We start from the raw sequence: 21,828 nt of genomic DNA, 5'->3' as shown, positions 1-21,828 counted from the left end.
TCACGCGCTCCTGGTGGGCGGTTCAGCGCGATCTTTATCTGGGAATGGTGGGTGTCGCGAGCCCGCCACGGGCAGCGCCAAAGTGTCCACGCTTGCCATGATCGGGGCACACTCTGTCCACGGCATGCCCGCACCGACCTGTCAATCAGCACGGTGGGTGGATTAGCGCTGCGAGCGGTCCTACGCGTCGAGTTCGTGCACCAGGAGCGCGACGTACAGCGACAGCACCGACTCCGGGTCCTCCAGCGACACCCCGAGCACCTGCGCGATCCGCGACAGCTGCTGGTAGTAGGCCGTACGCGACAGGTGCGCCGCAGCGGCCGCCGCCGACTTGTTCCCGCCCTGCTCGCAGTAGCAGCGCAGCAGCTCCACCAGCCGGCTGCGCTGGTGGGCGTCCCGCGCCAGCAGCGGGCCCAACTCCCGGTCTGCGAACGCCTGGACCCGCTCGTCCTCCCGCAACAGGTGCAACAGGCCGCGCAGGCGCACGTTGTCCAGCTTGTGGTAGAGCTGCGCACCGGGGGTGCGGAGGGCCGCCCCCGCGACGTGGGCGGCCTCGCCGAGGCTGCGGCGCACCTCCGCGGCGTGTGACACGGTGGTGCCGACCGCCACCAGCACCGGGCCGGTTGTCGAGCGGTGTACCTCCTCGGCCAGCCGACGTAGCACCGCGTCGACCCTGGCGTGGGCGGGCAGCGACAACAGCGCCCGCACGCTCGTGTCGTCCACGACGCCCACCAGGGCGGGCACTGACACCCGCCGCGCGGCCGACGCGGTCACCTCGGCGAGATCGCGCAGCACCTCCTGAGTGGCCAGCGCAGGCGCTCGTGGCGTCATGTGCCCGGGCCGGATCGCCACCCCGACGAGCTGACGCCGTTCGAGGCCGACGCCCAGCGCGGCCGCCCGGGCGGCCAGATCCGGCGGCGGTACCGCCTGACCGAGCAGTTGCGCGAGCAACATCCGATGCGTCTGCCGTTCCAGGCTCTCCCGATCACGTGTCACGAGGCGATGCACCGCCAGCGCCGACGCGGCCCGCTCCGCGACCACCATGTGGCGGTGCGGCGGAGGGTCCGGCGAGAGCAGCACCAGGCGTCCCCAGTCGGCGCCCTGCGCGCCGACCACCGTGACCAACCAGCCGGCCTCCTCGTCGTAGGCCGTTCGCTCGGGCACGGCCACGGACCGGGACCGCTGACGCCAGTCCGCGAGCAGCTCGGTCGGATCCTGCCCAGCCGCGTCGTACGCGAGCACCTCGTGCCCCAGCGTCTCCAGCACGACGGGCAGCGCGGAGATCCTCGCCACCTCGCGCAGCACCTCCGCCGGCTCGGCCCCGGCCACGGTGAGCGAGGTGAACGTCTCGTGCACCTGCTCGGCGGCCCGCAGCTCGGCGAGCTGGGCGTCGACGATCAGCGCCACCACCGCCTCGGTGACGGACACGAACCGCGTCTCTTCCGCGAGCGTGATCAGGGGCAGTCGGTGCCGGTCCGCGGCTGTCACGAGCGCCTCGGGTACGTGATCGTTCCACCGGCGGACCAACTCGATGACCAGCCCCGCCGCGTGGACCGCGGCCAGGTCCTCCACGTAGCCCGTGAGCGCCGCCGGCTCCTCCGGCAGCGCGATACCGGTGGTCAGTACCAGTTCCCCACCGCGGAGCAGGTGCGCGATGTCGGCGACCTCCGCCACGTGGACCCAGCGGACCCGGCCCTGCATCCCGGCCGACCCGGCCACCACCTGCGGCCTCGCGCGCCGGATCACCGGCAGCGCGACGGCGTCTGCGACGGAGGGATACATCGCGACCTCCCTAATACCGGGATTGCACACAACGTAATGCCCACGGCCGCGAAGCGGTACAGGTTGCACATAGCGGTTGGACAACGAATGCCGCCACACTCGGCCTACCGGCGGAGATACGGAGGACGCGATGGCGCACCGCGAGCTGCTGACCAGACACCGGTCCGTGATGCCGAAGTGGCTGGCGCTGTACTACGAACAGCCGATCGAGTTCGCCAGCGCGTCCGGTCGCCGGGTGACCGACCGGGAGGGACGCACCTACCTCGACTTCTTCGCCGGCATCCTCACCAACGCGATCGGCTACGACGTGGCCGAGATCAGCGATGCGGTCCGGTCGCAGATCGACACCGGCGTGCTGCACTCCTCCACGCTCTACCTGATCCAGTCGCAGGTCGAGCTCGCGGAGAAGATCGCGGAGCTCTCCGGGATCCCGGACGCCAAGGTGTTCTTCACCAACTCGGGCACCGAGGCGAACGAGACCGCGCTGATGCTCGCCACCCAGCGCCGGCGCAGCGAGCAGGTGCTCGCCCTGCGCAACTCCTACCACGGCCGCGCGTTCGCCACCGTCGGCATCACCGGCATCCGCGGCTGGTCGGCCAGCGCGCTCAGCCCCGTCAAGGTGAGCTGGGTGCACGGCGGCTACCGCTACCGCAGCCCCTTCCGGGACCTGTCCGACGCGGACTACATCCGCGCCTGCGTCGCCGACCTGCGCGAGATCATCGAGACGACGACCGCGGGTGACGTCGCGTGCATGATCGTCGAACCGATCCAGGGCGTCGGCGGCTTCGCCGCCCCACCGGACGGGCTGTTCGGCGAGTTCAAGAAAGTGCTCGACGAGTACGGGATCCTCCTCGTCTCCGACGAGGTGCAGACCGGCTGGGGCCGCACCGGCGAGCACTTCTGGGGCATCCAGGCGCACGGCGTCGTACCCGACGCGATCACCTTCGCCAAAGGCCTGGGCAACGGCCTGGCGATCGGCGGCGTCATCGCCCGGGCGGACCTCATGGACTGCCTCGGCGCCAACTCGATCTCCACCTTCGGCGGCAACCCGCTCGCCACCACCGGCGCTCTGGCCTCGCTCAACTATCTCCTGGAACACGACCTCCAGGCCAACGCCGCACACCTGGGTGCCCGGCTGCTCGACGGCCTCCGTGCGGTCGCGCAGGCGCATCCCGTGGTCGGCGACGTCCGCGGCAAGGGCCTGATGATCGCGCTGGAACTCGTCGGACCCGACGGCGCGCCTCACCCGGCGGCCGCCGCCGCACTGCTCGAGGAATCCCGGGAACGTGGACTGCTCGTCGGCAAGGGCGGCCTGTACGGCAACGTCATCCGCCTGGCACCACCGATGACGCTGACCCGGGCCGAGGCGGACGAGGCGCTTGAGATCCTCACCCAGTCGATCGAGGCCGTGGCCAAGGAGGTGCAGCAGCGATGAGGACCACCCATTGGATCGGCGGCAAGCCGTGGATCGGCGTCGCCGAACGCGCCGGCGACATCTACGACCCCGCCACCGGACAGATCGCAGGGCACGTCGACTTCGCGACCGCCGCGGTCGTCGACCAGGCCGTCGCCGCCGCCGGCGAGGCCTTCACCCGCTGGCGTACGGCTTCTCTCGCCCAGCGGTCAAACGTGATGTTCACCTTCCGGGAACTGCTGAACGCCCGCCGGCCCGAACTGGCCAAGATCATCACCGCCGAACACGGCAAGGTGCTGTCCGACGCCACGGGGGAGATCCAACGCGGGCTGGAGAACGTGGAATTCGCCTGCGGCATCCCGCAGATACTCAAGGGCGGGTTCAGCGAAAACGCCTCCACCCAGGTCGACGTGTACTCCATCCGGCAGCCGCTCGGCGTGGTCGGCGTGATCACCCCGTTCAACTTCCCCGCCATGGTGCCGCTGTGGTTCGCGCCGAACGCGATCGCGTGCGGCAACAGCGTGGTCCTCAAGCCGAGCGAGAAGGACCCGTCCGCAGCGAACTTCCTCGCCGAACTGTTCGCCGAGGCCGGGCTACCGGACGGCGTGTTCAACGTCGTGCACGGCGACAAAGAGGCAGTCGACCGTATTCTCGAACACCCTGCGGTGAAGGCGATCTCCTTCGTCGGCTCCACCCCGATCGCCCGCTACGTCTACGAGACCGGCACCCGCAACGGCAAGCGGGTGCAGGCGCTCGGCGGCGCGAAGAACCACATGGTCGTACTGCCCGACGCCGACCTCGACCTCGCCGCCGACGCCGCCGTCTCGGCCGGCTTCGGCTCGGCCGGCGAACGCTGCATGGCCATCTCCGTCGTCGTGGCCGTCGACCCGGTCGGCGACGCGCTGGTCGCCAAGATCAGCGAGCGGATCGCCGCGCTCCAAGTCGGCGACGGCCGTCGGCCGGGCTGCGAGATGGGACCGCTGGTCACCGGTGCCCACCGCGACCGGGTGCTGTCGTACCTGGACGCTGGACGGGCCGCGGGTGCACAGCTGGTGGTCGACGGGCGAAGCCACCCGATCGACGGTGAGCGAGGCGGCTTCTGGCTCGGGCCGACCCTCTTCGATCACGTCGACACCGACATGTCCATCTACACCGACGAAATCTTCGGACCGGTGCTCTCGGTGCTACGCGTGCCCAGCTACGACGACGCCGTCGAGGTGGTCAACACCAACCGCTACGGCAACGGCACCGCCATCTTCACCAACGACGGCGGCGCAGCCCGGCGCTACCAGAACGAGATCGAAATCGGCATGGTCGGAGTGAACGTCCCAATCCCGGTCCCGGTTTCCTACTACTCCTTCGGCGGATGGAAGGACTCCCTGTTCGGTGACACACACGGGTACGGGCCGGAAGGCGTCAACTTCTTCGTCAGATCCAAGGTCGTCACCAGCCGGTGGCTCGACCCCTCCCACGGCGGAGTGAACCTCGGCTTCCCACAGAACAGCTGAGCCGGTAGCGGACGTTGATCCCCTTGCTGACCTCGTCCCTGATAGGCGTCAAGACGGCGCGGCACCTGAACACCGACGAGCACACCCGCCGCACCTGCCCGGGGCAGACCGGCGACCGCGCTGCGAGGCGATGGCGGGGTGATCACTTTCCAGGCGGCCGCGCAGCGCCACCACAGGGGCGGCACTTGACCTCGGGTTGCTCCTGCCGTCTCAGTTGGTCCTGCCGTCCAGGAGGCGGCGTAGGGTCTGCCCGGTGGTGGGGAACGCGAGTCGCAGTGTGTGGCCGGTGAGCCGGACTGCCCAGCAGGTGAGGGCGACGAGGTATCCGACGATGAGTGCGCCGTTGGTGTCGTTGGTGAAGACGATGGCGTAGCCGATTCCCAGGCCGGGTGCGGTGACGGTGCGGATGGTGCGGCTTCGGCTGGCGGTCAGGGCGGTGGCGACGCCGAGGAGCGCGGCTCCGGCGCTGCCGACGAGGCCGGGCAGGCCGGTCAGGTCGACGGGTGGGGTGATCGTGAGTGCTGCCCGCATGAGGTAGATGCCGGTGGTGGCGCTGGTGGCGTGCAGGATCGCCGGCCGGGTGCGCGCGAGCCAGGCGGGAAGGGCGTTGGCGGGGATTCGGGGTGCGGTCGCGGCGATGACGGCGGCGCATACGGCGAGGGGCAGCGCCGAGGTGAGGGTCCATTTCAGGTATGGGCTGTAGTCGTATCGGACGGAGGTGCCGGTCGCGAGGCCGTAGAGCACGGCGGCGACTGCGCCGCCGACGGCGGCGGCGAGGTATCCGCGCCGGATGAGGCTCCCAGTGGCGGGCTCGGGCGCAGACGCACTGTCTGCCCCGGCGAGCCAGGTGGTGGGAGCGAGGTGCGCCACGGCGAGCGCGGTGAGCATGGCGAGCGCGCCAGCGGCGCCCAGTTGCGGTAGGGAGGTGCGCACACCGACGGCCCGCAGGAATGTGGTGGTGATGTCCGCGGTGAGGACGGCTTGAAGAAGCAGGGTGAGAGAGCAGGCGCCGAGCAGGAGCGCGCTGGTCAAATCCCGCACGCGGAGCCGGACCCGCGGTAGGTGGGTGTTGGCGGCGGTGGGTGCGTGGTGGTGTGGTGCCGTGAGCGTCAGGGCGCCGTCGGCGAGGGCATGGGACTGGTCGGCGACACTCGCCGGTGTGATGCCGGTGGCTGCGGCGAGCCGGTCCTGCAGGCCGGGTACTGCTTCGGCTTCGCGGAGGATGACGCCGCTGAGGTGTTGGCCGTCGATGTCGGCCGCTTCGAGAGTGTCCCGGACCGCATCGTGGACCCTGTCCAGGAGGGGTTGCGCCGCGATGGCTACATCGTCGGGCGTGATGACCGCGGGCTTGCGGGGTGCGGGGAGCAGCACCGGCGCGCGGTCCTGCGCCGTCAGGAGCTGTCTGGCCTGGCGGACGGATTCCAGCGGCAATTCTACTTTGGGGTCCCTGTCCGGAGAACCCGTGGCACCTCAGATGCCATTTGGTGAGCCTTCTTGGCCTTGCCCGGCATGGTGTCCGGTCCGCGGCGACCAGGAGCCGCGTCTTCTTGGTGACGTTGTCGCCCACGTGCAGGCCTGCCGCTCTTGCTTCCTCCTCCCACTAAGCCGGCTCCATGGCGCCGGTGAAGACGACTATGTCGCCGGGCTGAAGTTGCCACGCGTCGGGCCGACGCTGCCGTGGAATGTCGGTAGCTGCGGCGGTCGACGTCGGATCGCCGGAAGCCGAGCAGCCCGGCCACCTGGTCCAGGTCGCTGCGCTCAGATGGGGTCACGACGCCATCTTCGAGCGCGACCCCAGCCAGGCTCGCCAAGTAGGTCCGGTGCAGGTGCTCGATGTCGACGCGGGCGAGCTCGAACGCCCCCGCCGTGGCGACGAGGGCGTGGGCCTCGGTGGCAGAGATATGCCGGTCAAGGAGCGCCTGGTCGAGCAGGTTCAGGTAGGCGTCGGCCTGCGGCTCGTGCAGCCGTGGCAGCCGGTCGACCAGCCGGGCCAGGAAGTGCTGATCCCGCTGGCTTCCGGCACGTCGTTGAACGCCGACCACCGGGTGTGGCAAGCGGTGGCCATGAGAGCCCGACGGCCGCCGTTACTGCGGCTGCCCACGGGGGTGGGTGGACTGCCGGCTGTCGTGAGGTAGTAGCTAAGCAGTTGGGCGGCGTCGCGACCGTCATGCAGCGCCGAGTGCGCCTATTACGGCGGCAGCGCGGCCGCCCGACAGCAGTCACGCAGGCAGCGACCGCGCCGACGGCAGGAAATGCGACGGGAGCCGCGTCGTGCACAGGCCGGCAACCTGGTCGATCGGCGCCGGATCCCCACGCGTTTGGTACTCGGTATGCAGGAACGAGGCATCGAAGGCCAGGTTGTGTGCTACCAGGGCCCTTGGATGCGCCCTAGTGCGACAGCCTCCTCGGACAGGGCCATGCCCGTCATATGCCTGATCGACGGCAAGCAGCGGTCAACATGAGATCAGGCAGTAGGGCAACGGGCGGCCCAACGTCTGGCAACCCTCATGCAACTGCAGGTCATGCATGCGATCAAGACTATCCCAAGCTGAGCGTCGTGACCTGGCGCCGAAGTGAGAACGTGGGGCAGGATGACTGGATGACCGACGGCGAAGGGGAGACGCCTGCCTTCCTCATCAGGGGATTGCGGTGAGCCCTCGACCAGGTGGTGAGGCAGACAAGCTCGGGAACCGTTACGAGGGTGCCTGGACTGTGCGCCACCTGCTCTACGTCCTGGCTGGTTACGGCGAGTCCATCACGGTCGAGGACGTCGGCGACCTAGCCGAAGGCGTCGAGTTCACCTATCGCCGGCCCGGTGGGGTGGAAGTACACCAGTTGAAGCGGCAGCACGGAACGGCCAACAACTGGTCGGTAGCGTCTCTGCACAAGCTGGATATTTGGAAGATCGCTCGCCACCACGTCGGGGCCGGGCGGAAATTCCACTTCGTCTCTACGGTGCCGGCCCGCGTGCCCCAGGAGTTGAGCGACTTTGCCCGCCGGTCAACAAGTCTGCAGGACCTCATTGATAACTGGTTACCCAACAAGCCGCTTCGAGAGGCGTTCGACGAACTCTCCTCACCCCAGATCCTAGCCTCCCCAGAGACGGCGTGGAAGGTGTTGCGCGGCACCTGGATCGAGTGGCCAGACGAGCGTGATGTCATTCAGGTCAACGCTGCGCTTTCGGGGCTCCTGCTTGAGGGAGCTTCGGGCTTGCTCGCAGCCGTCGGACTCGGCGACCTTGTGGTCCATAACCTCGGCGTTGAACTGACAGCCGCTACCATCAAGGACAGACTTGAGCGTTATGGGCTTCGGCAAGCAACCGCGGTGCGAGCCATTGCAGCAGCTGACCAGGTCAACGCCACCACCGCCGGCTGGTCAGCATCCATCGAACGCGAATTGCTTAATCCGGCCATCCCCCGCGACGAAGCTGCCAAGCTGGCGGGGCTCATCACCGGCGCGGAGGACGGCTTGCTCTTCCTTGTTGGTGCCGCAGGTGGGGGCAAAAGCGCGGTGTTACACCAGGCGCTTAAGACTGTTCCGGTCGGAGGGTTGCCCATCTTGGCCTTTCGCCTTGACCGTTTGGAGCCGTTCTCGTCGACTGCTGAGCTCGGAACTCGACTCGGGCTGGATGTATCGCCGGTAGCCGCACTCGCAGCAGCGGCTGGTGACCAAGCCTCGCTGCTGGTTATAGATCAGTTGGATGCTGTCAGTCTCGCCTCTGGACGCATGCCCGGGAACTTTGACGTCATAGCTGACGTGATCCGCGAAGCGACGGCTTTCAAGCAGATGCGGGTGGTACTTGCTTGCCGAAGGTTCGATGTTGATAACGACGAGCGTATTCGCGGTCTCGCGGCGCGGTCAGACTCCCTGACGGTGACCATTGGCCCCCTTTCCGACGGCCAGGTGGACGCTGCCGTGAATGCCATGGGTCTCAATGCCGGCGGCCTTACGGGCCATCAACGGGCGCTTTTGCGGTCGCCCCTGCATCTGGTCTTGCTCGCAACCGTAGCGACCGAGCCGGACGCCTTGCACTTCCAGACCACCGGTCATCTGTTTGACGCCTACTGGGATCGGAAGCGTCGGGAAGTGTTGTCTCGGCGCTCCGGAACTCGATTTGGTCCGGTTGTGTCGGTCGTGGCCGAAGCAATCAGTAGGCGCCAGCGACTGTCGGTTCCGGTGACGGTGCTTGATCAGGATGACCTTGCTAACGATGCAGACGTACTCGTGTCCGAGCATGTCTTGGTGCGGGACGGCCGCGAAGTGGCCTTCTTTCACGAGTCCTTCTTCGACTACGCCTTTGCGCGACACTGGATTAGCCGTAACGAGTCCCTTGTCCGATTCCTGACGCACGGCGAACAGGAACTCTTCCGTCGAGCGCAGGTCCGTCAGATCATGACCCACCTCAGGAACTTTGACCCGGAGCGCTTTGTCGATGAGGTCAGGGAATTGCTGTCGAGCAACGACATTCGATTCCACATCAAGGAGGCAGCGTTAGCAGTCCTCGGTGATATTGTCGATCCGACCACTCCCGAGGCGAACATGCTGCTCGAGGTCGCGAATGCCCATCCGCCGTATGAGGCGAGGATCTGGAATTACCTGCGCACCCCCGCCTGGTTCGCACGGCTAGACAGCGACGGCCATATCGCTGGCTGGCTCCAAGATGGGGAGGATCAACTGAGCCGGGCGCAGACCTTGATGGCTGGGGCGGCGCGGGCGTGGCCGGATCGGTTGGCCGAACTACTGGCTGCCCATCGTGAAACCCCGACGTATGGGTCGCACCTCCGCTGGGTAGTGCGTTTCGCGGACCTCAAGGCAAGCCGTCGCCTATTCGACCTTCATGTGGACGCCATCAAAGGCGGCCTGTACGCGGGCTTTGAAAACGAACTTTGGCTGGCAGTTCATGACCTTGGTGAAGAAAAACCGGATTGGGCTGTGGAAGTCCTTGCGGCCTTTCTTGTTGACGGCCCCTACAGTCTCGATCTTAACGAGGGTGGGAGGATCGCCGCGCTCGGGGTACATGACCAAACGGTTGCCGAATTAGCCCGGAAGGCTGCTGAAGGCGCGCCTCGACAGTTCTGCGACGCCCTCTTGCCGTACCTCTTGCAAGTCATGGAGGTGACTGCCTACGAGCACGATGGCGAGGGACTGAAGCCGGACCCTCACTTCTCTCATCGGCATCCCGACCTTGAGTCGGATTCGCACTTAGATGATGCGCTCCTTGCCGGCGTGACCTCAGCCATCCGATCCCTCGTGGCGGACAACCCTGAGTTGATGCGGGCGACACTTGAGCGACTGGCGGCCAACCCCCACGAGAGCGCCCAATGGCTGCTGTATCAAGGGCTACTGGTGGGCGGAGCGGCATATGCGGAATGGGCCGCCGACCTTCTGCTGGAGGGTAGGCACAGGCTGCTCTCCGGCTACGCATCGAACGGAGTCTGGACCACGCGTCAAGTTTTGCAAGCAATCAGCCCTATCGTCAGCAACGAGCTGTTCAGCCGCCTTGAGACCCAGGTCCGTGATCTGCGCTTTCCCTGGGAGAGGCGCAGACCGGGCTGGTACGCCTTCAACCTCTTGTCCGCCTTAGACGAGGGCCGGCTCTCCGAGGTCAGCCGCCGCCGCCTGGGCGAGCTGCGTCGCGCCATTGGCATGGAACAGCCGCCCGAGCCAGAAGGGGTCGTTGGCGGATGGATTGGCCCGCCGATACCAAGCGAAGCCGCTAAGCACATGAACGACGACAACTGGCTGCAAGCGATGGTTAAGCATGCGGAGCAGCGAGAGGACTTCGCGACGCTGACCGGTGGGGCGCGCGAGTTGTCTCACGTCTTGCGGGAGCAGGTGAAGCAGGACCCAAACCGGTTCGCCCATTTGGCGCTTCAGCTAACGTCGGATATCAACCCGGCCTATGGCGACGCCATCCTCATGGGGCTAGGTGAGGCGCAGCCAGTGGAAGACGGAGATTTGGTCTTCGCCGCTATCCGGCACATCGCTTCACTCGGGCAAGCTGACAACGATCGCTGGCTGGGTTGGAGTCTGCGGCCGTACCTGAAGACAGCACCTCTGGACATCGTTGAGCTCATCAGGGACCGCGCCATCGCGGCCACCGATCCGAGCGACAACGGCACCCGCGTCTGGAGTGAGGACGGAAACGGTCGCCGCACGACGGACATCAGGATGTCGGGCATCAATACCGCCCGGGGCAGCCTGGCCGAAGCTTTGGCCGACCTCCTGGTATATGACGCCGACGGATCACGCACCGCGCTCGCGACCCCTGTCTTGAACCGCCTTGCCCAGGACCCATCCGTACCCGTTCGCTCGTGCGCGGCCCGGCTTCTCGGGGCGGCGATGAGGCATGCCCGCCCAGAGGCTACCGAAGCCTTCTGGCGGTTGATCGAGACAGACGATCGACTCCTCGCGACGGAGCCGGTGATCCGCCTAGTCATTCACCTCGGAAACGAGGAGCCCGCCATAGTTCGGACGATCGTAGAGCGGATGCTGGCCTCTTCGGAGGCTGGGGTGCGGGAAGCCGGAGGGCACTTGGCGGGCTTCGCCGCCATGGAGTGGGGCGTCGACGATCTCCTAGCGGCTCTACTTGATGGAAAGGACCCAGCCGCACGGAAGGGCGCGGCCGACATCTGCGCACATCGCCTAGCCCATACGTCCAACTCACAGGTCGCCACTACAACGCTCAACGTCTTGGTGAATGACCCTAATGACGAGGTGCGTAAGGAAACTGCCCAAATGGCCGGCGCACTGCGGGGCCATGCGCTTCGACCGTTTCAGGACGGCGTAAAGGCCCTACTGGTATCGCCTGCGTTTCGCTTCGCCTTGCCGCAACTCCTCATCACGCTGGAGCGAGCCCCGGACCGGGTCGACGACCTCGCCTTATTGTGCGCCCAACGGTTCGTTGAGGACTTCCGCGAGGAGACAGGAGACATCCGGACGGGCGCTGCGGGAGAGGCGCGTGAGGTGGGCCAACTGATCATCCGAGGGCTGGCGCAGAGTCGCAGGCGCGACGAGCGAGCGGCGCTGCTCGATGTGCTCGATGATCTGCTCCTCGTCGGAGCGTATGGAATTGACGACGTGATCAGTGCATCGGAGCGATGAACAAGGGCCTGACCCCCTGCCTGACCCCAACCGGATGGTGGGAGAGCACAAGCAGCCAAGCCAACAGGACGCCGCTGCCGAGGCGCCTGCCCGACCTGGACGACTGGCTGATTACGATCTTGACCGGCGGACTTACGGTCGGGGGGGTGGGGTTCTCCATCAAGCTGGCACCCGGGATACCTGTCCGCGCCTCGCCGCGCGGGATCCGCACGAGTCTGTGCCCGCTGGCTGCCAGGGTCCATATCGGGGACGGCCGCACCGGAATCTGCACCGGTGCCAGCTCGGTCGGCTTCTACACCTTCCTCGGCGGAGGCCACAGCCGTAGCCGGTCCGGTGGGCGCGGTACTGCAGCGGTGGCCTTCATCTACTCATCGCCCACATCTGCCCGCGGGTGCCTTAGCTCGGCTTCGGCCGTCTCTCCCCGCTGCTCGAGGAGCGCGCCGAGCATGGCCATTGCGTTGCTGTCGCCGGCGTCGGCAACACGCTGGTACCACTGCTGGGCTTCCGCCGCGTCGCCCCGCCGCTCAGGGAACAGGCCGAGCATGGCCATGGCATACCCGTCGCCGGCATCGGCGGCCCGTCGCCACCACCGCTCGGCTTCCGCCTCCTGACCTCGTTGATCGAGGAGCGCGCCGAGCATGAGTATGGCTGTGCTGTTGCCCGCGTCGGTGGCCGACTGATACCACCGCTCGGCCTCGGCCGCCGCGCCCCGCTGGTCGAGGAGAACGTCCAACTTCGCCATGGCCTGGCTGTCGCCGACGTCGGCTGCACGCTGGTACCACTGCTCTGCTTTGGCCGCCTCGCCTCGGCGTTCAAGAAGCTCGCCGAGCATGGCCACAGCGTTACTGTTGCCAGCGGGATCGGGGTGGTGGTCCTCGGAATGTGCTCGGTGAGTCCTGGGCAGGTCCGGGTAGGCCCCTTCACGATTGGGTGGCGGTGGGTGTCGGGCGTTGCTGGGCGATGATCGAATGCTCGGCGTGTGCTCGAACGGTCGGAGCGACGGCGGCTGACAGCGGTGGGCGCAGGCGGGTACTCCTGGGCACTCGTGGGTATCCGCTGGCAGGTACGCTAGGCCCTCGCGCCCTCGTAGCTCAGGGGATAGAGCATCGGTTTCCTAAACCGACGTTCATCGATCGCTTGCAGGTGCGTGACCTGCCGATCCGCCTCCTCGCGTGCCGATTTCTGGGTCGCATTCGTGTGCCCGCTGCTCGCTGCGTCGGCCATCAGTCGGGTATCGATTTGCTCACTTCGACCTTGCAGAGCTCTGGCCTCTCGGCGAGGTGCACTGTCCGGGCGGGCGCCCTGGCCAGACCCAGACACGGGCGCCACCGGCGGTACTGGACCGAGGTACACACCGTGGCGAAGGGCGACCTGCCGCAGCGGGCCCCGGAACTGTTGGGGCAGCAGCGCCCGCACCGGATCGTGCTGGTCACCTGCGGTGGCCGCCGGCGGGTCACTCGGCTACGACGCGAACCGGATCGTCGTGGCCCGCCCGGACTGACCGGACGTCGGCGTCGTACGAGCCGGATCAGTCCTTGCGCAACGCGTTGCTGAGCCCGCCGGCGATGGCGGTTCCGACGACCCGCCAAGTACGACCATGACCCAGGTATTGATCAACACCGTCGATCTCCATTCCTTGGCAACGTTGGGTGTTCACTTGTGGACGACCATGCCTGGCAGAGTCGCGAGGTGCCCGGCTTCCGTACGCTTGGGCTACTCGCCCTGCTCGGGTGTGAAGGCTCCGCCGGTCTCTTTGCTTGATGCCTCCCACGGGTTCGTGGTGATGTGCCAGTTGTCGCCGAACGCCCACTGCTCGGTGGGGCCGCGGCCGTAGGCGCCTTGCTTGAAGTCAAGCTTCACGTTCCGGCCGACGAGCTGGATGGTGCCGTCTTCGTAGACGCGGGCGTACACCTCGATGTTGTCGCCTTCGTCGAGCCGCAGGGGAACCTTGCGAAACTTGCCGTGTGGACCTGCCATGTCTGTGTGGTCTCCTCGGATCAGGGGGCGAGGCGTTTGCCCTTATCGGTGGATGGGTCGTAGGTGCCTTCGAGGTACCGGAAGAAGCGATCCAGGTGAAACTCGCGTAGATCCTTCGATCGGGGCTCGTGGCCGCCGTCGTCGTGCGCGGTTTTAAACTCGGCAGCGAACTGCCGCAGGTCGGCAAGCAGTCCAGGGGGCAGTTTCGGCGTAGCGATGATGTTCTCCTTCGATGACGTACCGCGCCAGAGTAGGACCCGGTGTCGAGTGACCCAGGGCAGCGTACTGGTGACGTTGACGTACGTCTCGTCGACGAAACACCTGTCACCAGGGGCACGGCGGGAATCGGGCGACGTCGGCCAGCAGCGGGGTGAACTGCGGTATGCAGAGGGTGACTGGATAGGTCGTTGGGCGCAAGAGGTGTCCATGGTGGAGGCTGGTAGGTTGGCGGATCGTGTCCGCCGAGTCGCCGCTGCCGCCGTCGTATGACGAGTTGCTGGCGTTGAACGCGGTGTTGGCGGCCCGGTTGGAGCAGGCCCTCGATCGGATCGCCGAGTTGGAGGCCCGGCTGGGCATGTCGTCGAGGAACTCGTCGAAGCCGCCCTCGTCGGATGGCCTGGTCAAACCCGCGCCGCAGTCGCTGCGGAAGAAGACCGGCCGGGGACCGGGACGCCCGCCGGGGCAGCCCGGGTCGACCTTGGGACGCGTCGCCGTGCCGGACGTCACGGTGCGGCATGTCCCGGCTGCGTGTGCCGGTTGCGGTGCCGGTCTGGGTGACGACGCGACGCAGGTGGGGGCACTGATCCGGCAGGTGTTCGACATTCCCGAGCCGAGACTGGTCGTGACCCGGCACGAGATCATCACCGTTGCCTGCTCATGTGGGCACCACACCCAGGCCGGCGTACCTGCGCAGGCGAGCGCGCCGGTGGCGTACGGGCCGCGGATCGCCGCCTTGTGGGTATACCTGCTGCACGGGCAGTTCCTGTCGATCGGGCGCACCGCGCAGACCCTGGCCGAGGTGTTCGCCGCGCCGGTCAGCGCGGGCACCGTCGGTCGCGTTCCATCAGGTCACGGGCCCGGCGCAGGTCAGGGTCGGTGCGCGGGACGTTGCTCGGGGTCTCATGGTGCGCCGATGTCCGCGTCGCTCACCTCCGTTCGGGCGAATGTCGGCTGGCCCGCGCCTACCGCATCCGCTGGGTGCGCATGCCTGGCACCACTGGCAGCCGGTCAACGACCTGCCGGACAGGCCCGGCGATGGACTGCTCCCGGACAGCGGCGGACATGAGCGCGTCGTCGCAGACGGTTGCGACGTCGAAGCGCGGGCCGAGGATGATCAGGTCCCGGAACGCGCGGCGCAGGTAGATGTACAGCTGCTGGGGCAGCGTCTTGAGGTGCGTGTCCGGCGGCACGTCGCCATGGGCCACCTTCGACCGGATGCCGTACGCGTGGGTGATGGCGCGACGGATCTCTAGTCGCTCGTCGTCGTCGGTGCCGATGAGGACTGCGGTGCGCTGGGACACCTTGCGGCTGAGTTCGTCCGAGCTGTCGGTGATCATGAGATCTTCGAGGGCTGACGTGTACCAGAAGATGATCTCGGCGCGGTCGCGTTCGTACAGCACGTCGCCGTTGCTGCGAAGCGTGGGCCGAGGGCGAGGAACCGGTGGGCGCTGCGCTGAAGCCGCTCGCTGGCCTTTTTTATGGCCTTCCGCTGGGGCGGGTTGGCGACGTCGTTCCACGTCTGCCACTGCAGCAGAAGGGGCGACATGATGTCGGTGAACGTCAGCACGTCAGCCAGTTCCTGCTCGTCGAGCCGACAGGGGCCCCAGCCCGGCTCCTCCCATTCGTCGATCCCGTCGGATGTGGCGGGCACCAGGTCCAGGCCGGTGCCTCGGACGCGTTCCACCATGCGGCCCGGCTCGATCTCGTACTCGGCGGCGACGATCACGCGTTCGGCTTGGGCGAGGTTGAGCAGCAGCAGCGGCTCCCACGCTGGGATCACGAGTTCTGGTTCGAACAGGCTCCGCAGAATGGCGGTGCCCCACACCGACGGATTGCGCGCCTCGAGGTCGTCGCTGGCCCGGCGAAGGACGCAGCAGCCACCGAGTCGCAAGGCCGAATCCCACGGGTCGGCGGCGAACTGGCTGCTCGACGGCAGGGGAGTCACTGCATCGAGGTCGGCGGCGGTGGGCTGCGTCAGCTGCCAGCCACAGATCCCGTGGGATCCCTGCAGGGGCAGACCGGCGTCGATGACCACCAGACGTTCCGACGGGGTCGGCGGACCAGCGAGATAGGCGGCCAGGTCGGCAGGGAACCCGTCGGGCATCTCCGGTCGGCGTAGCACATCAAGGACGCCCAGAGTGCGCAGGTTGTTGCGAGTGAGCGACGTCCCCAGTGGTCGTCGACACCGTCGTCGTAGTGCAGGTATCTGCGGATCCGGGCAGCGACGCTGGCGGCGGCGTTCACCGCCCGGGTCTCCGGCCAGGCGGCGACCAGCTCGGCCAACTCAGCGTCGCCCGCAGCGGCGAGCTGGTCACGCATTTTTACAGCGCGTTCGAGGAAGGCGGCGATAGCCGGCATGAGGGCGAGCTCGGCTGAAGAGTTGGTCACCATCACATCGTGCACCAGAGCCCCTGGGCGGGGCGACGCGTGTTTTTGGCACCGCGCAGGCGCAGCTCTTCGACCGCTTCCTCGGCTGGGCTGTCGTCCGTCGCTCAAGCTGATGTGCGCGCTGCAGCTCTCATGACGCCTTGTCGGATTTGCTTTGGCGTTTCGCTCTGACGAGGGCAGCAGCAATGCTGAGAACCAGGGCAACGCCGCCAGAGACGGCAAGCCATATCGGCCAAGCGCTGCCATCGGCAGCCCCGTAGCCACACGCGGCCAGAGCAAGCGCCCCAAGGCCGCCGACCCCCAGACAACCCGAGGCGGACGGTTCGGGCTGCCCGGACACGGCGGTCGACTGATGCGTCGGCGGGCCGCCCTGCTCGTCGACCGCTGACGGATCCGGCGGTTCGGGGACCGCCCCCACTCGCGCGTCCCGCTTCTGTCGCATACGCCGGAGCATCTCGCCTATCTGATCGTGAGTGAGGCGATGCTCAGAAGAGACATACTCGGCGGCGGGCGGCGACGGGTTGTTCGACGCTCTTCGCTGCTGCCGGGCCGCAGCCGAATACCCTCTGGACCGGCCGCCGGGATGGCTTCCCGGATTGGCGCCCGTCGCCGCCGACGGCCCGGTGGTCCGACTCCTTTGCCGCTGCTGTGGCGGCTCTGTCGGACTTGCCGCGGGACGGGAACGCCGCTCGCCCATGCGGCTGCCGTCTACGGCGGACTGGAAGGTCCGCCGAGCAGCGCTACTGACAGGCGCGATCATTCCGTCTGCCGGGGAGTAGACGAAGGCAGCCATGCCCACCTCCTCGGCGTAGGCCAACGCGGCCGGTGTGTAGCGGTTGTTCACGAAGAAGTAGAGCGTGCCCGGACGGTTGGCTCGCGCGCCCGCGAGCTCGCGGAGCGGCCGTGGACCGACCGGCTTTCCATACCACTTGACCTGCGCAAACGCGCCCATCGCGATGACGTCGATGCCTCCGTCGGCACCCGGCTTCGTCGGACGGGCGTCACGGTGGCCGAGCCACTTCATCCACGCCACGGCGTTCGCCTCGGCAGCGGCCCAGTCCTCGACCTGTCGCGGCGGCGGCGCGCCCTCCGGTCGGCCCTGCATCCCCCGCCCTTCCCCTGTGCCAGTGGCGGAACGGTAGCAGGACGCCGATGATTCCGGCCGCCCTCCTCGGTCCGCCATCGTCTGCGGGCCGCCGGCAAATCGCCCCAACACGTCGGCGACGACCGGCCAGGACAGGCCATGGTAACGGGCGGCCTGCACGATCGCGCGACCCGCGTCGGCGACGGCCGCCCCGGCCGCCTCACGTAGCCGGCTGGTCAGCCGGGACCGGGCCGGGACCTGGGCGACCTGTTCGGTGAACGACTTGCGTGGGCAGCCGGCCGTCGGGCAGTACCAGCGCCGTTTGCGCCAGCGCAGCCGTACCGGCCGGCCACCGACCGGCAGGTCCCGCGGCCGGGTTGTGGTCCACTGGGCCTGACCCGCTTTGACGGACATCCGAGATCAGGAGCCGGTGGGCTCCGGGAGGATGTCCAGCATCATGGAGAGCATGGGTAAGAAGCGGCCTCGGCCTCGCCGGTCGTTCACGTCGGAGTTCAAGGCCGAGATCGTGGAGTTGTGTCAGCGTGGCGATCGCACGGTCGGGCAGGTCGCGAAGGATTTCGATCTGACCGAGACCGCGGTGCGGGAGTGGGTCAGGCAGGCCGAGCTCGACGCGGGTGCCCGCTCGGACGGGTTGACCAGCGAGGAGCGGGCCGAGCTGGCGCAACTACGGCGGGAAAACCGCCGGCTGCGTGGGGATGTCGAGATTCTCAAGCGGGCAACGGCTTTCTTCGCGAAGGAGACCCGGTGAACGTGTACCCGTTCATCGAGGCGGAGCAAGCCGGCAAGCACAACACCAAGCGTGCGTGCGAGCTGATGGAGGTCTCCCGGTCCGCCTACTACCAGCACGCCCGCGGCCGCCAGTCGCAGCGGGAGCGCGTCGACCAAGTGCTCACCGAGAAGATCACCGTGGTGCACGAGCAGTCGAGGGGCACCTACGGGGCGCCGCGCGTGCACGCGGAACTATCCGACGCCGGGTTGCGGCACAGCCGCAAGCGGGTGGCCCGGCTGATGCGTGCTGCGGGGATCCGCGGCAAGTCTCCCCGCCGGTGGCGCACGACCACGATTCCCGACCCGGCCGCCGTGCTGCGCCCGGACTTGATCCGACGTGACTTCACCACCGACCCGGCCGCGGTCGACACCCGCTGGTGCGGCGACATCACCTACGTCAACACCTGGGAAGGTTGGCTATATCTGGCCACCGTCATCGACCTGGCCTCCCGCCGCGTCGTCGGCTGGGCCGTCGCCGATCACCTCCGCACCGACCTCGTCGACGACGCCCTGACCGACGCCATCGTGCGGCGCCGGCCAGCACCGGACCTGGTGTTTCATTCCGACCGCGGCGGCCAGTACGTCAGCGCCCAGCACGCCGTCTGGCCAAGCGACACAAGGTCCGGCTATCGGTCGGCCGACGCGGACAATGCTGGGACAACGCGGTCGCCGAATCGTTCTTCGCCACGATCAAGACCGAACTGCTGCACCGGCAGCCCTGGCCCACCCGCACCGCCGCCCGCCGGGCGATCTTCGAATACATCGAGGGCTGGTACAACACCCGCCGCCGACACTCCAGCCTCGGCTACCTCAGCCCCGCCGCGTACGAAACCACTGCAACTGCTACCTCGCCGATCAGCAAGGTAGCGTGAGATCAACGCATCGACCCTGTCCGTCGAAACGGGTCAAGCCCAGTGTCCATGCGGGGGGCGCAGGTTGCGGCCTGGGTTGACTCATCCTGCCTCCATGCGAGTGTGGGTGCCCGGGCGGGTTTCCGCCGTGGGGTGGGGATCGCCGCCCGGGCTGGGAAGGCAGTTGCCCCAGCCTCGCAACATCATCGGCGATGGGCCCCGTATCGCCGTTACATTGGTCTGCCTCGTCGCGGTACGTCGAGTGAGGCGCTACAAGCAGCCCCGCCCGGTGAGGTGGCTGAAGGCGTTACGGTCAATGCGCCATCCGTACAAACCGTCCGCGTCGTGGCCGAGTGTCAGAGAGCGAACCCGCGCACCGGATGACGCGACTGGTCAGGCAGGCAGATCTCTGCCGATACAGCCGCCCAGCCGATTGCGGCCATCCATGCTTCCCGAGCAGGACCGTAGCCGAGCAGGTTGACATCGGGACCGTCCCCGAACACGACGGAGCGCTCGAACGGGACATGGCGCTCGCCGCCGGGCTCCCTCACGTCGATGTGCCACCCGGTGCAGTCACTGTCGTCGCTGTCGTCGACGATCAGGTGGCGCACGCCATCGACATCGCTTGCGAAGTGATACGCCGGAAGTGATTGCGTCGGCTCATTCACGGCCTCAGTCTGGCTGAGGGGTAAAGGATCATGCTGCGGGACCCCCAGCGATGGCGGGAGCGATCGCCCGTATTGGTCGAGCGCCGCCGCCGCCCAGTGCAGGGCATCACGGTGCCGAACATGCCGATCATCGCGCCGCTGCGCTGCTCTTTCAGAACTGGAACACCCACTCGGCTGACGCGTCATTCGTACCAATCTTCGGAGCCACGGCCGTACGGCTGAGCCAGCGTTGCCGAGCGCGGTTCTGCTGTCCGCCGACGGGACGATGCTGACTGGCCATCAGGCGTGGCAGGCCGCTGCCGGCCAGCCGGAGCGGTTCATCCCCGCCCCGCGGCAGTCCCCCGAGCAGCGGCTCACGGTCGCCGGCGCGGACGTCGACGCGATGGACCTGGTCGTGGCGACGCTGCGCCGCGTGGCCGGGGAGGCACCGCGGGTCGCTGGGTGCGTGGTGAAGGATGTGCGGCTGGTGGTGCCGGCTGGTTGGGGTCCGCGGCGGCGCACCTGGATGCGCCACGCCGCTCACCGGGCAGGCCTGCCCCAACCGCGGTTGATCGAAGCCCCGGTGGCGGTAGCTGGGCACCTGCTTGCTGCCGGGGTGCAGCTACCGGTGGGGTCATTCATCGTGGTCTGCGATGTCGGTGGCGGCGCGGAGGTCAGCGTCCTGCGGCGCGGTCCGGCCGGCTTCGAGGTCCTTGCCACCCTGGCGGACCCGGCCGCTGGTGGGACCGCCATCGACGAGGCGCTCGCCGCCATGCTCGTCGCAGCGAACACCGGCCCGGCGGGTGGTGAGGGACAGCGGTGGGCGTTGACCGCCAGCATCCACACCGCGAAGCACGCCCTGGCCGACCGTGCCGCGGTGACGGTGCCGCTGCCGCACGGGACCGCCGTCGTGCTCAACAACGGCCTGCTGGAACAAGCCGCCCGCCCGGTCCTGCTGCGCGCCGCGCAGCTGACGACGGAGGCGATCGCCGCGGCAGAGGTGAGCCTCGACAACCTTGCCGGTGTCTACTGCGTCGGCGGTGTCGCGCGGATGCCCCTGATCGAGAAGGTGCTCGCCGAGACCGTCGGTGTCACCCCGATTGTCGTCGCGGACCCTGCTCTGGTGGCGGTGCGTGGGGCCGCCGACGCGGGCGCCGCTGACGCGACCGCCGCTGAACCGCCGGTCGAGGTGCCTGTGCCTCCGGTGCGGCGGGCGGCGGCGATCGCGGTGCCGGGCTTCGCGTCGCTGGGCCTGATCTCCCGGTTCTTGCTCACCCCCAAGTGGAACGGCGGGCTGCTGTACAAGTGGGCTCTGCTCAACTGGGGTGAACTGGCGATGGCCGCCGTCTTCGCCGTCATCGCCTGCCTCGGCGCGGGCACGGTCATCGCCTCCGCGATCGCGACCCGCACCACCAGCGGCGCCAGGAACCCTGGCGCGCAGACGGGCACCGGCATCCTGGCCTCGGCGTCTCTCGGCGTCGCCGTGGCCGGCATGTACGCCGTGGTCGCCAGCCTCTACATCGGCGACCCCGCCGGCGGGTTCCTACGGTGGGCGCTCCTGCCCGTCGCACCGACCGTAGCCGCCGCCGCGGTGATGGCCCTGGTCGCCGCCCGGCAATGGCGCATCCCACACGGCGGCTGGTCGAAGCTGCTCGCGTTCCCGACCGGCTCCGTGATCACCGCCGGCGTGGGCATGGCCCTCGTGCAGTACTCGCTGACCGCGGACCGGTGGCCTGACATGGTCCTGTGGATCGACATCGCCGGCCGCGTCGGTGGCCTGCTCCTCGGCGTCGGGACGGTCATGGCCGTGGTGTCGCAACCGATCCTCAGGTTGATCCTCGGCGCGCCCCTGGCCGTGATCACCGCCGCGTTGGTCAGCTGGCCGGCCTCGGCGATCCTCGGGGTGATCTATGCGATCGCCGTGGCCGTGTGGTGGCTGCGGCAGCTGTGGACCCGCCTCCTGCGCCCCGCCCCACAACCACACCGAGCGATATGAACGGCTGGCCGACGCGCAGACGACCCAGCCCGGGCAGGTTTCGGTTCCTCGGATGGGGGTGGGTGGGTT

General features: G+C 68.0%; 16 protein-coding genes and 2 pseudogenes. 10 read left to right on the top strand and 8 right to left on the bottom strand.

Annotation, left to right across the window (positions count from 1 at the left end):
- Positions 1 to 180: 180 nt before the first annotated feature.
- Positions 181 to 1,782, bottom strand: coding sequence for a PucR family transcriptional regulator (locus tag AC0OLQ_RS24035; RefSeq protein WP_484528156.1), 1,602 nt, complete (start codon positions 1,780 to 1,782; stop codon positions 181 to 183).
- Between the two features lie 130 nt (positions 1,783 to 1,912).
- Here AC0OLQ_RS24035 and AC0OLQ_RS24030 point away from each other — a divergent pair, with 130 nt between their 5' ends.
- Both AC0OLQ_RS24030 and AC0OLQ_RS24025 read left to right on the top strand, forming a co-directional pair.
- Positions 1,913 to 3,217 carry an aspartate aminotransferase family protein gene (locus AC0OLQ_RS24030; protein WP_484528155.1) on the top strand — a complete coding sequence of 435 codons (1,305 nt, stop codon included), beginning with the start codon at positions 1,913 to 1,915 and terminating at the stop codon, positions 3,215 to 3,217.
- Positions 3,214 to 4,704: a CoA-acylating methylmalonate-semialdehyde dehydrogenase gene (locus AC0OLQ_RS24025; protein ID WP_484528154.1), complete on the top strand. Its 1,491-nt coding sequence runs from the start codon at positions 3,214 to 3,216 to the stop codon at positions 4,702 to 4,704. The genes AC0OLQ_RS24030 and AC0OLQ_RS24025 overlap by 4 nt, the downstream gene beginning before the upstream one ends.
- Before the next feature lie 210 nt (positions 4,705 to 4,914).
- Here AC0OLQ_RS24025 and AC0OLQ_RS24020 read toward each other — a convergent pair whose 3' ends face one another.
- Positions 4,915 to 6,135 carry a hypothetical protein gene (locus AC0OLQ_RS24020; protein WP_484528153.1) on the bottom strand — a complete coding sequence of 407 codons (1,221 nt, stop codon included), beginning with the start codon at positions 6,133 to 6,135 and terminating at the stop codon, positions 4,915 to 4,917.
- A gap of 251 nt (positions 6,136 to 6,386) precedes the next feature.
- Here AC0OLQ_RS24020 and AC0OLQ_RS24015 point away from each other — a divergent pair, with 251 nt between their 5' ends.
- Positions 6,387 to 6,839, top strand: a complete 453-nt coding sequence (locus AC0OLQ_RS24015; protein WP_484528152.1) for a hypothetical protein — start codon at positions 6,387 to 6,389, stop codon at positions 6,837 to 6,839.
- A 577-nt stretch (positions 6,840 to 7,416) separates the two neighbouring features.
- Positions 7,417 to 11,808 carry a hypothetical protein gene (locus tag AC0OLQ_RS24010; protein ID WP_484528151.1) on the top strand — a complete coding sequence of 1,464 codons (4,392 nt, stop codon included), beginning with the start codon at positions 7,417 to 7,419 and terminating at the stop codon, positions 11,806 to 11,808.
- A 364-nt stretch (positions 11,809 to 12,172) separates the two neighbouring features.
- On the opposite strand, the gene AC0OLQ_RS24005 is transcribed toward AC0OLQ_RS24010, so the two are convergent.
- Positions 12,173 to 12,640, bottom strand: coding sequence for a tetratricopeptide repeat protein (locus AC0OLQ_RS24005; protein WP_484528150.1), 468 nt, complete (start codon positions 12,638 to 12,640; stop codon positions 12,173 to 12,175).
- An 881-nt stretch (positions 12,641 to 13,521) separates the two neighbouring features.
- Positions 13,522 to 13,785, bottom strand: coding sequence for a hypothetical protein (locus tag AC0OLQ_RS24000; protein ID WP_484528149.1), 264 nt, complete (start codon positions 13,783 to 13,785; stop codon positions 13,522 to 13,524).
- A 454-nt stretch (positions 13,786 to 14,239) separates the two neighbouring features.
- Here AC0OLQ_RS24000 and AC0OLQ_RS23995 point away from each other — a divergent pair, with 454 nt between their 5' ends.
- Entirely contained in the window at positions 14,240 to 15,070 is an 831-nt protein-coding gene (locus tag AC0OLQ_RS23995) for a DUF6444 domain-containing protein (RefSeq protein WP_484528148.1), read from the top strand.
- On the opposite strand, the gene AC0OLQ_RS23990 is transcribed toward AC0OLQ_RS23995, so the two are convergent.
- Together AC0OLQ_RS23990 and AC0OLQ_RS23985 are read right to left on the bottom strand one after the other, a co-directional pair.
- Positions 14,967 to 15,341, bottom strand: a complete 375-nt coding sequence (locus AC0OLQ_RS23990; RefSeq protein WP_484528147.1) for a hypothetical protein — start codon at positions 15,339 to 15,341, stop codon at positions 14,967 to 14,969. The genes AC0OLQ_RS23995 and AC0OLQ_RS23990 overlap by 104 nt on opposite strands.
- The gene (locus AC0OLQ_RS23985) at positions 15,338 to 16,108 is read right to left on the bottom strand and encodes a hypothetical protein (RefSeq protein WP_484528146.1); all 771 of its coding nucleotides are present in this window, start codon (positions 16,106 to 16,108) and stop codon (positions 15,338 to 15,340) included. Before AC0OLQ_RS23985 ends, AC0OLQ_RS23990 begins: the two co-directional genes overlap by 4 nt.
- Positions 16,109 to 16,176: 68 nt before the next feature.
- Between AC0OLQ_RS23985 and AC0OLQ_RS23980 the strand changes: the two genes are divergently transcribed.
- Positions 16,177 to 16,380, top strand: coding sequence for a hypothetical protein (locus AC0OLQ_RS23980; protein WP_484528145.1), 204 nt, complete (start codon positions 16,177 to 16,179; stop codon positions 16,378 to 16,380).
- Positions 16,381 to 17,203: 823 nt separating this feature from the next.
- On the opposite strand, the pseudogene AC0OLQ_RS23975 reads toward AC0OLQ_RS23980, so the two are convergent.
- Positions 17,204 to 17,866: pseudogene (locus AC0OLQ_RS23975) on the bottom strand (transposase family protein); the annotation flags it as partial.
- Between the two features lie 76 nt (positions 17,867 to 17,942).
- Between AC0OLQ_RS23975 and AC0OLQ_RS23970 the strand changes: the two are divergent.
- The 3 genes and pseudogenes from AC0OLQ_RS23970 (at position 17,943) to AC0OLQ_RS23960 (ending at position 19,137) form a co-directional block, all read left to right on the top strand.
- Entirely contained in the window at positions 17,943 to 18,245 is a 303-nt protein-coding gene (locus AC0OLQ_RS23970) for a transposase (protein WP_484528144.1), read from the top strand.
- Positions 18,242 to 18,859 (top strand): annotated as a pseudogene (locus tag AC0OLQ_RS23965) (IS3 family transposase); the annotation flags it as partial. The gene AC0OLQ_RS23970 and the pseudogene AC0OLQ_RS23965, both read left to right, overlap by 4 nt.
- Before the next feature lie 8 nt (positions 18,860 to 18,867).
- Positions 18,868 to 19,137 (top strand): integrase core domain-containing protein, encoded by a 270-nt coding sequence (locus AC0OLQ_RS23960; RefSeq protein ID WP_484532414.1) that lies wholly within the window; start codon positions 18,868 to 18,870, stop codon positions 19,135 to 19,137.
- 335 nt (positions 19,138 to 19,472) lie between these two features.
- On the opposite strand, the gene AC0OLQ_RS23955 is transcribed toward AC0OLQ_RS23960, so the two are convergent.
- A complete protein-coding gene (locus tag AC0OLQ_RS23955) occupies positions 19,473 to 19,784 on the bottom strand; it encodes a hypothetical protein (RefSeq protein ID WP_484528143.1) in 312 nt (103 codons plus the stop codon).
- Between the two features lie 265 nt (positions 19,785 to 20,049).
- Here AC0OLQ_RS23955 and AC0OLQ_RS23950 point away from each other — a divergent pair, with 265 nt between their 5' ends.
- Positions 20,050 to 21,759 carry an Hsp70 family protein gene (locus AC0OLQ_RS23950; RefSeq protein WP_484528142.1) on the top strand — a complete coding sequence of 570 codons (1,710 nt, stop codon included), beginning with the start codon at positions 20,050 to 20,052 and terminating at the stop codon, positions 21,757 to 21,759.
- The last annotated feature ends 69 nt before the right edge of the window (positions 21,760 to 21,828 follow it).

The organism is Micromonospora sp. Utrum1 (assembly GCF_057197805.1).
Note: the sequence above shows the minus strand (reverse complement) of the source record. Positions and strands in the feature narration are given on the sequence as shown.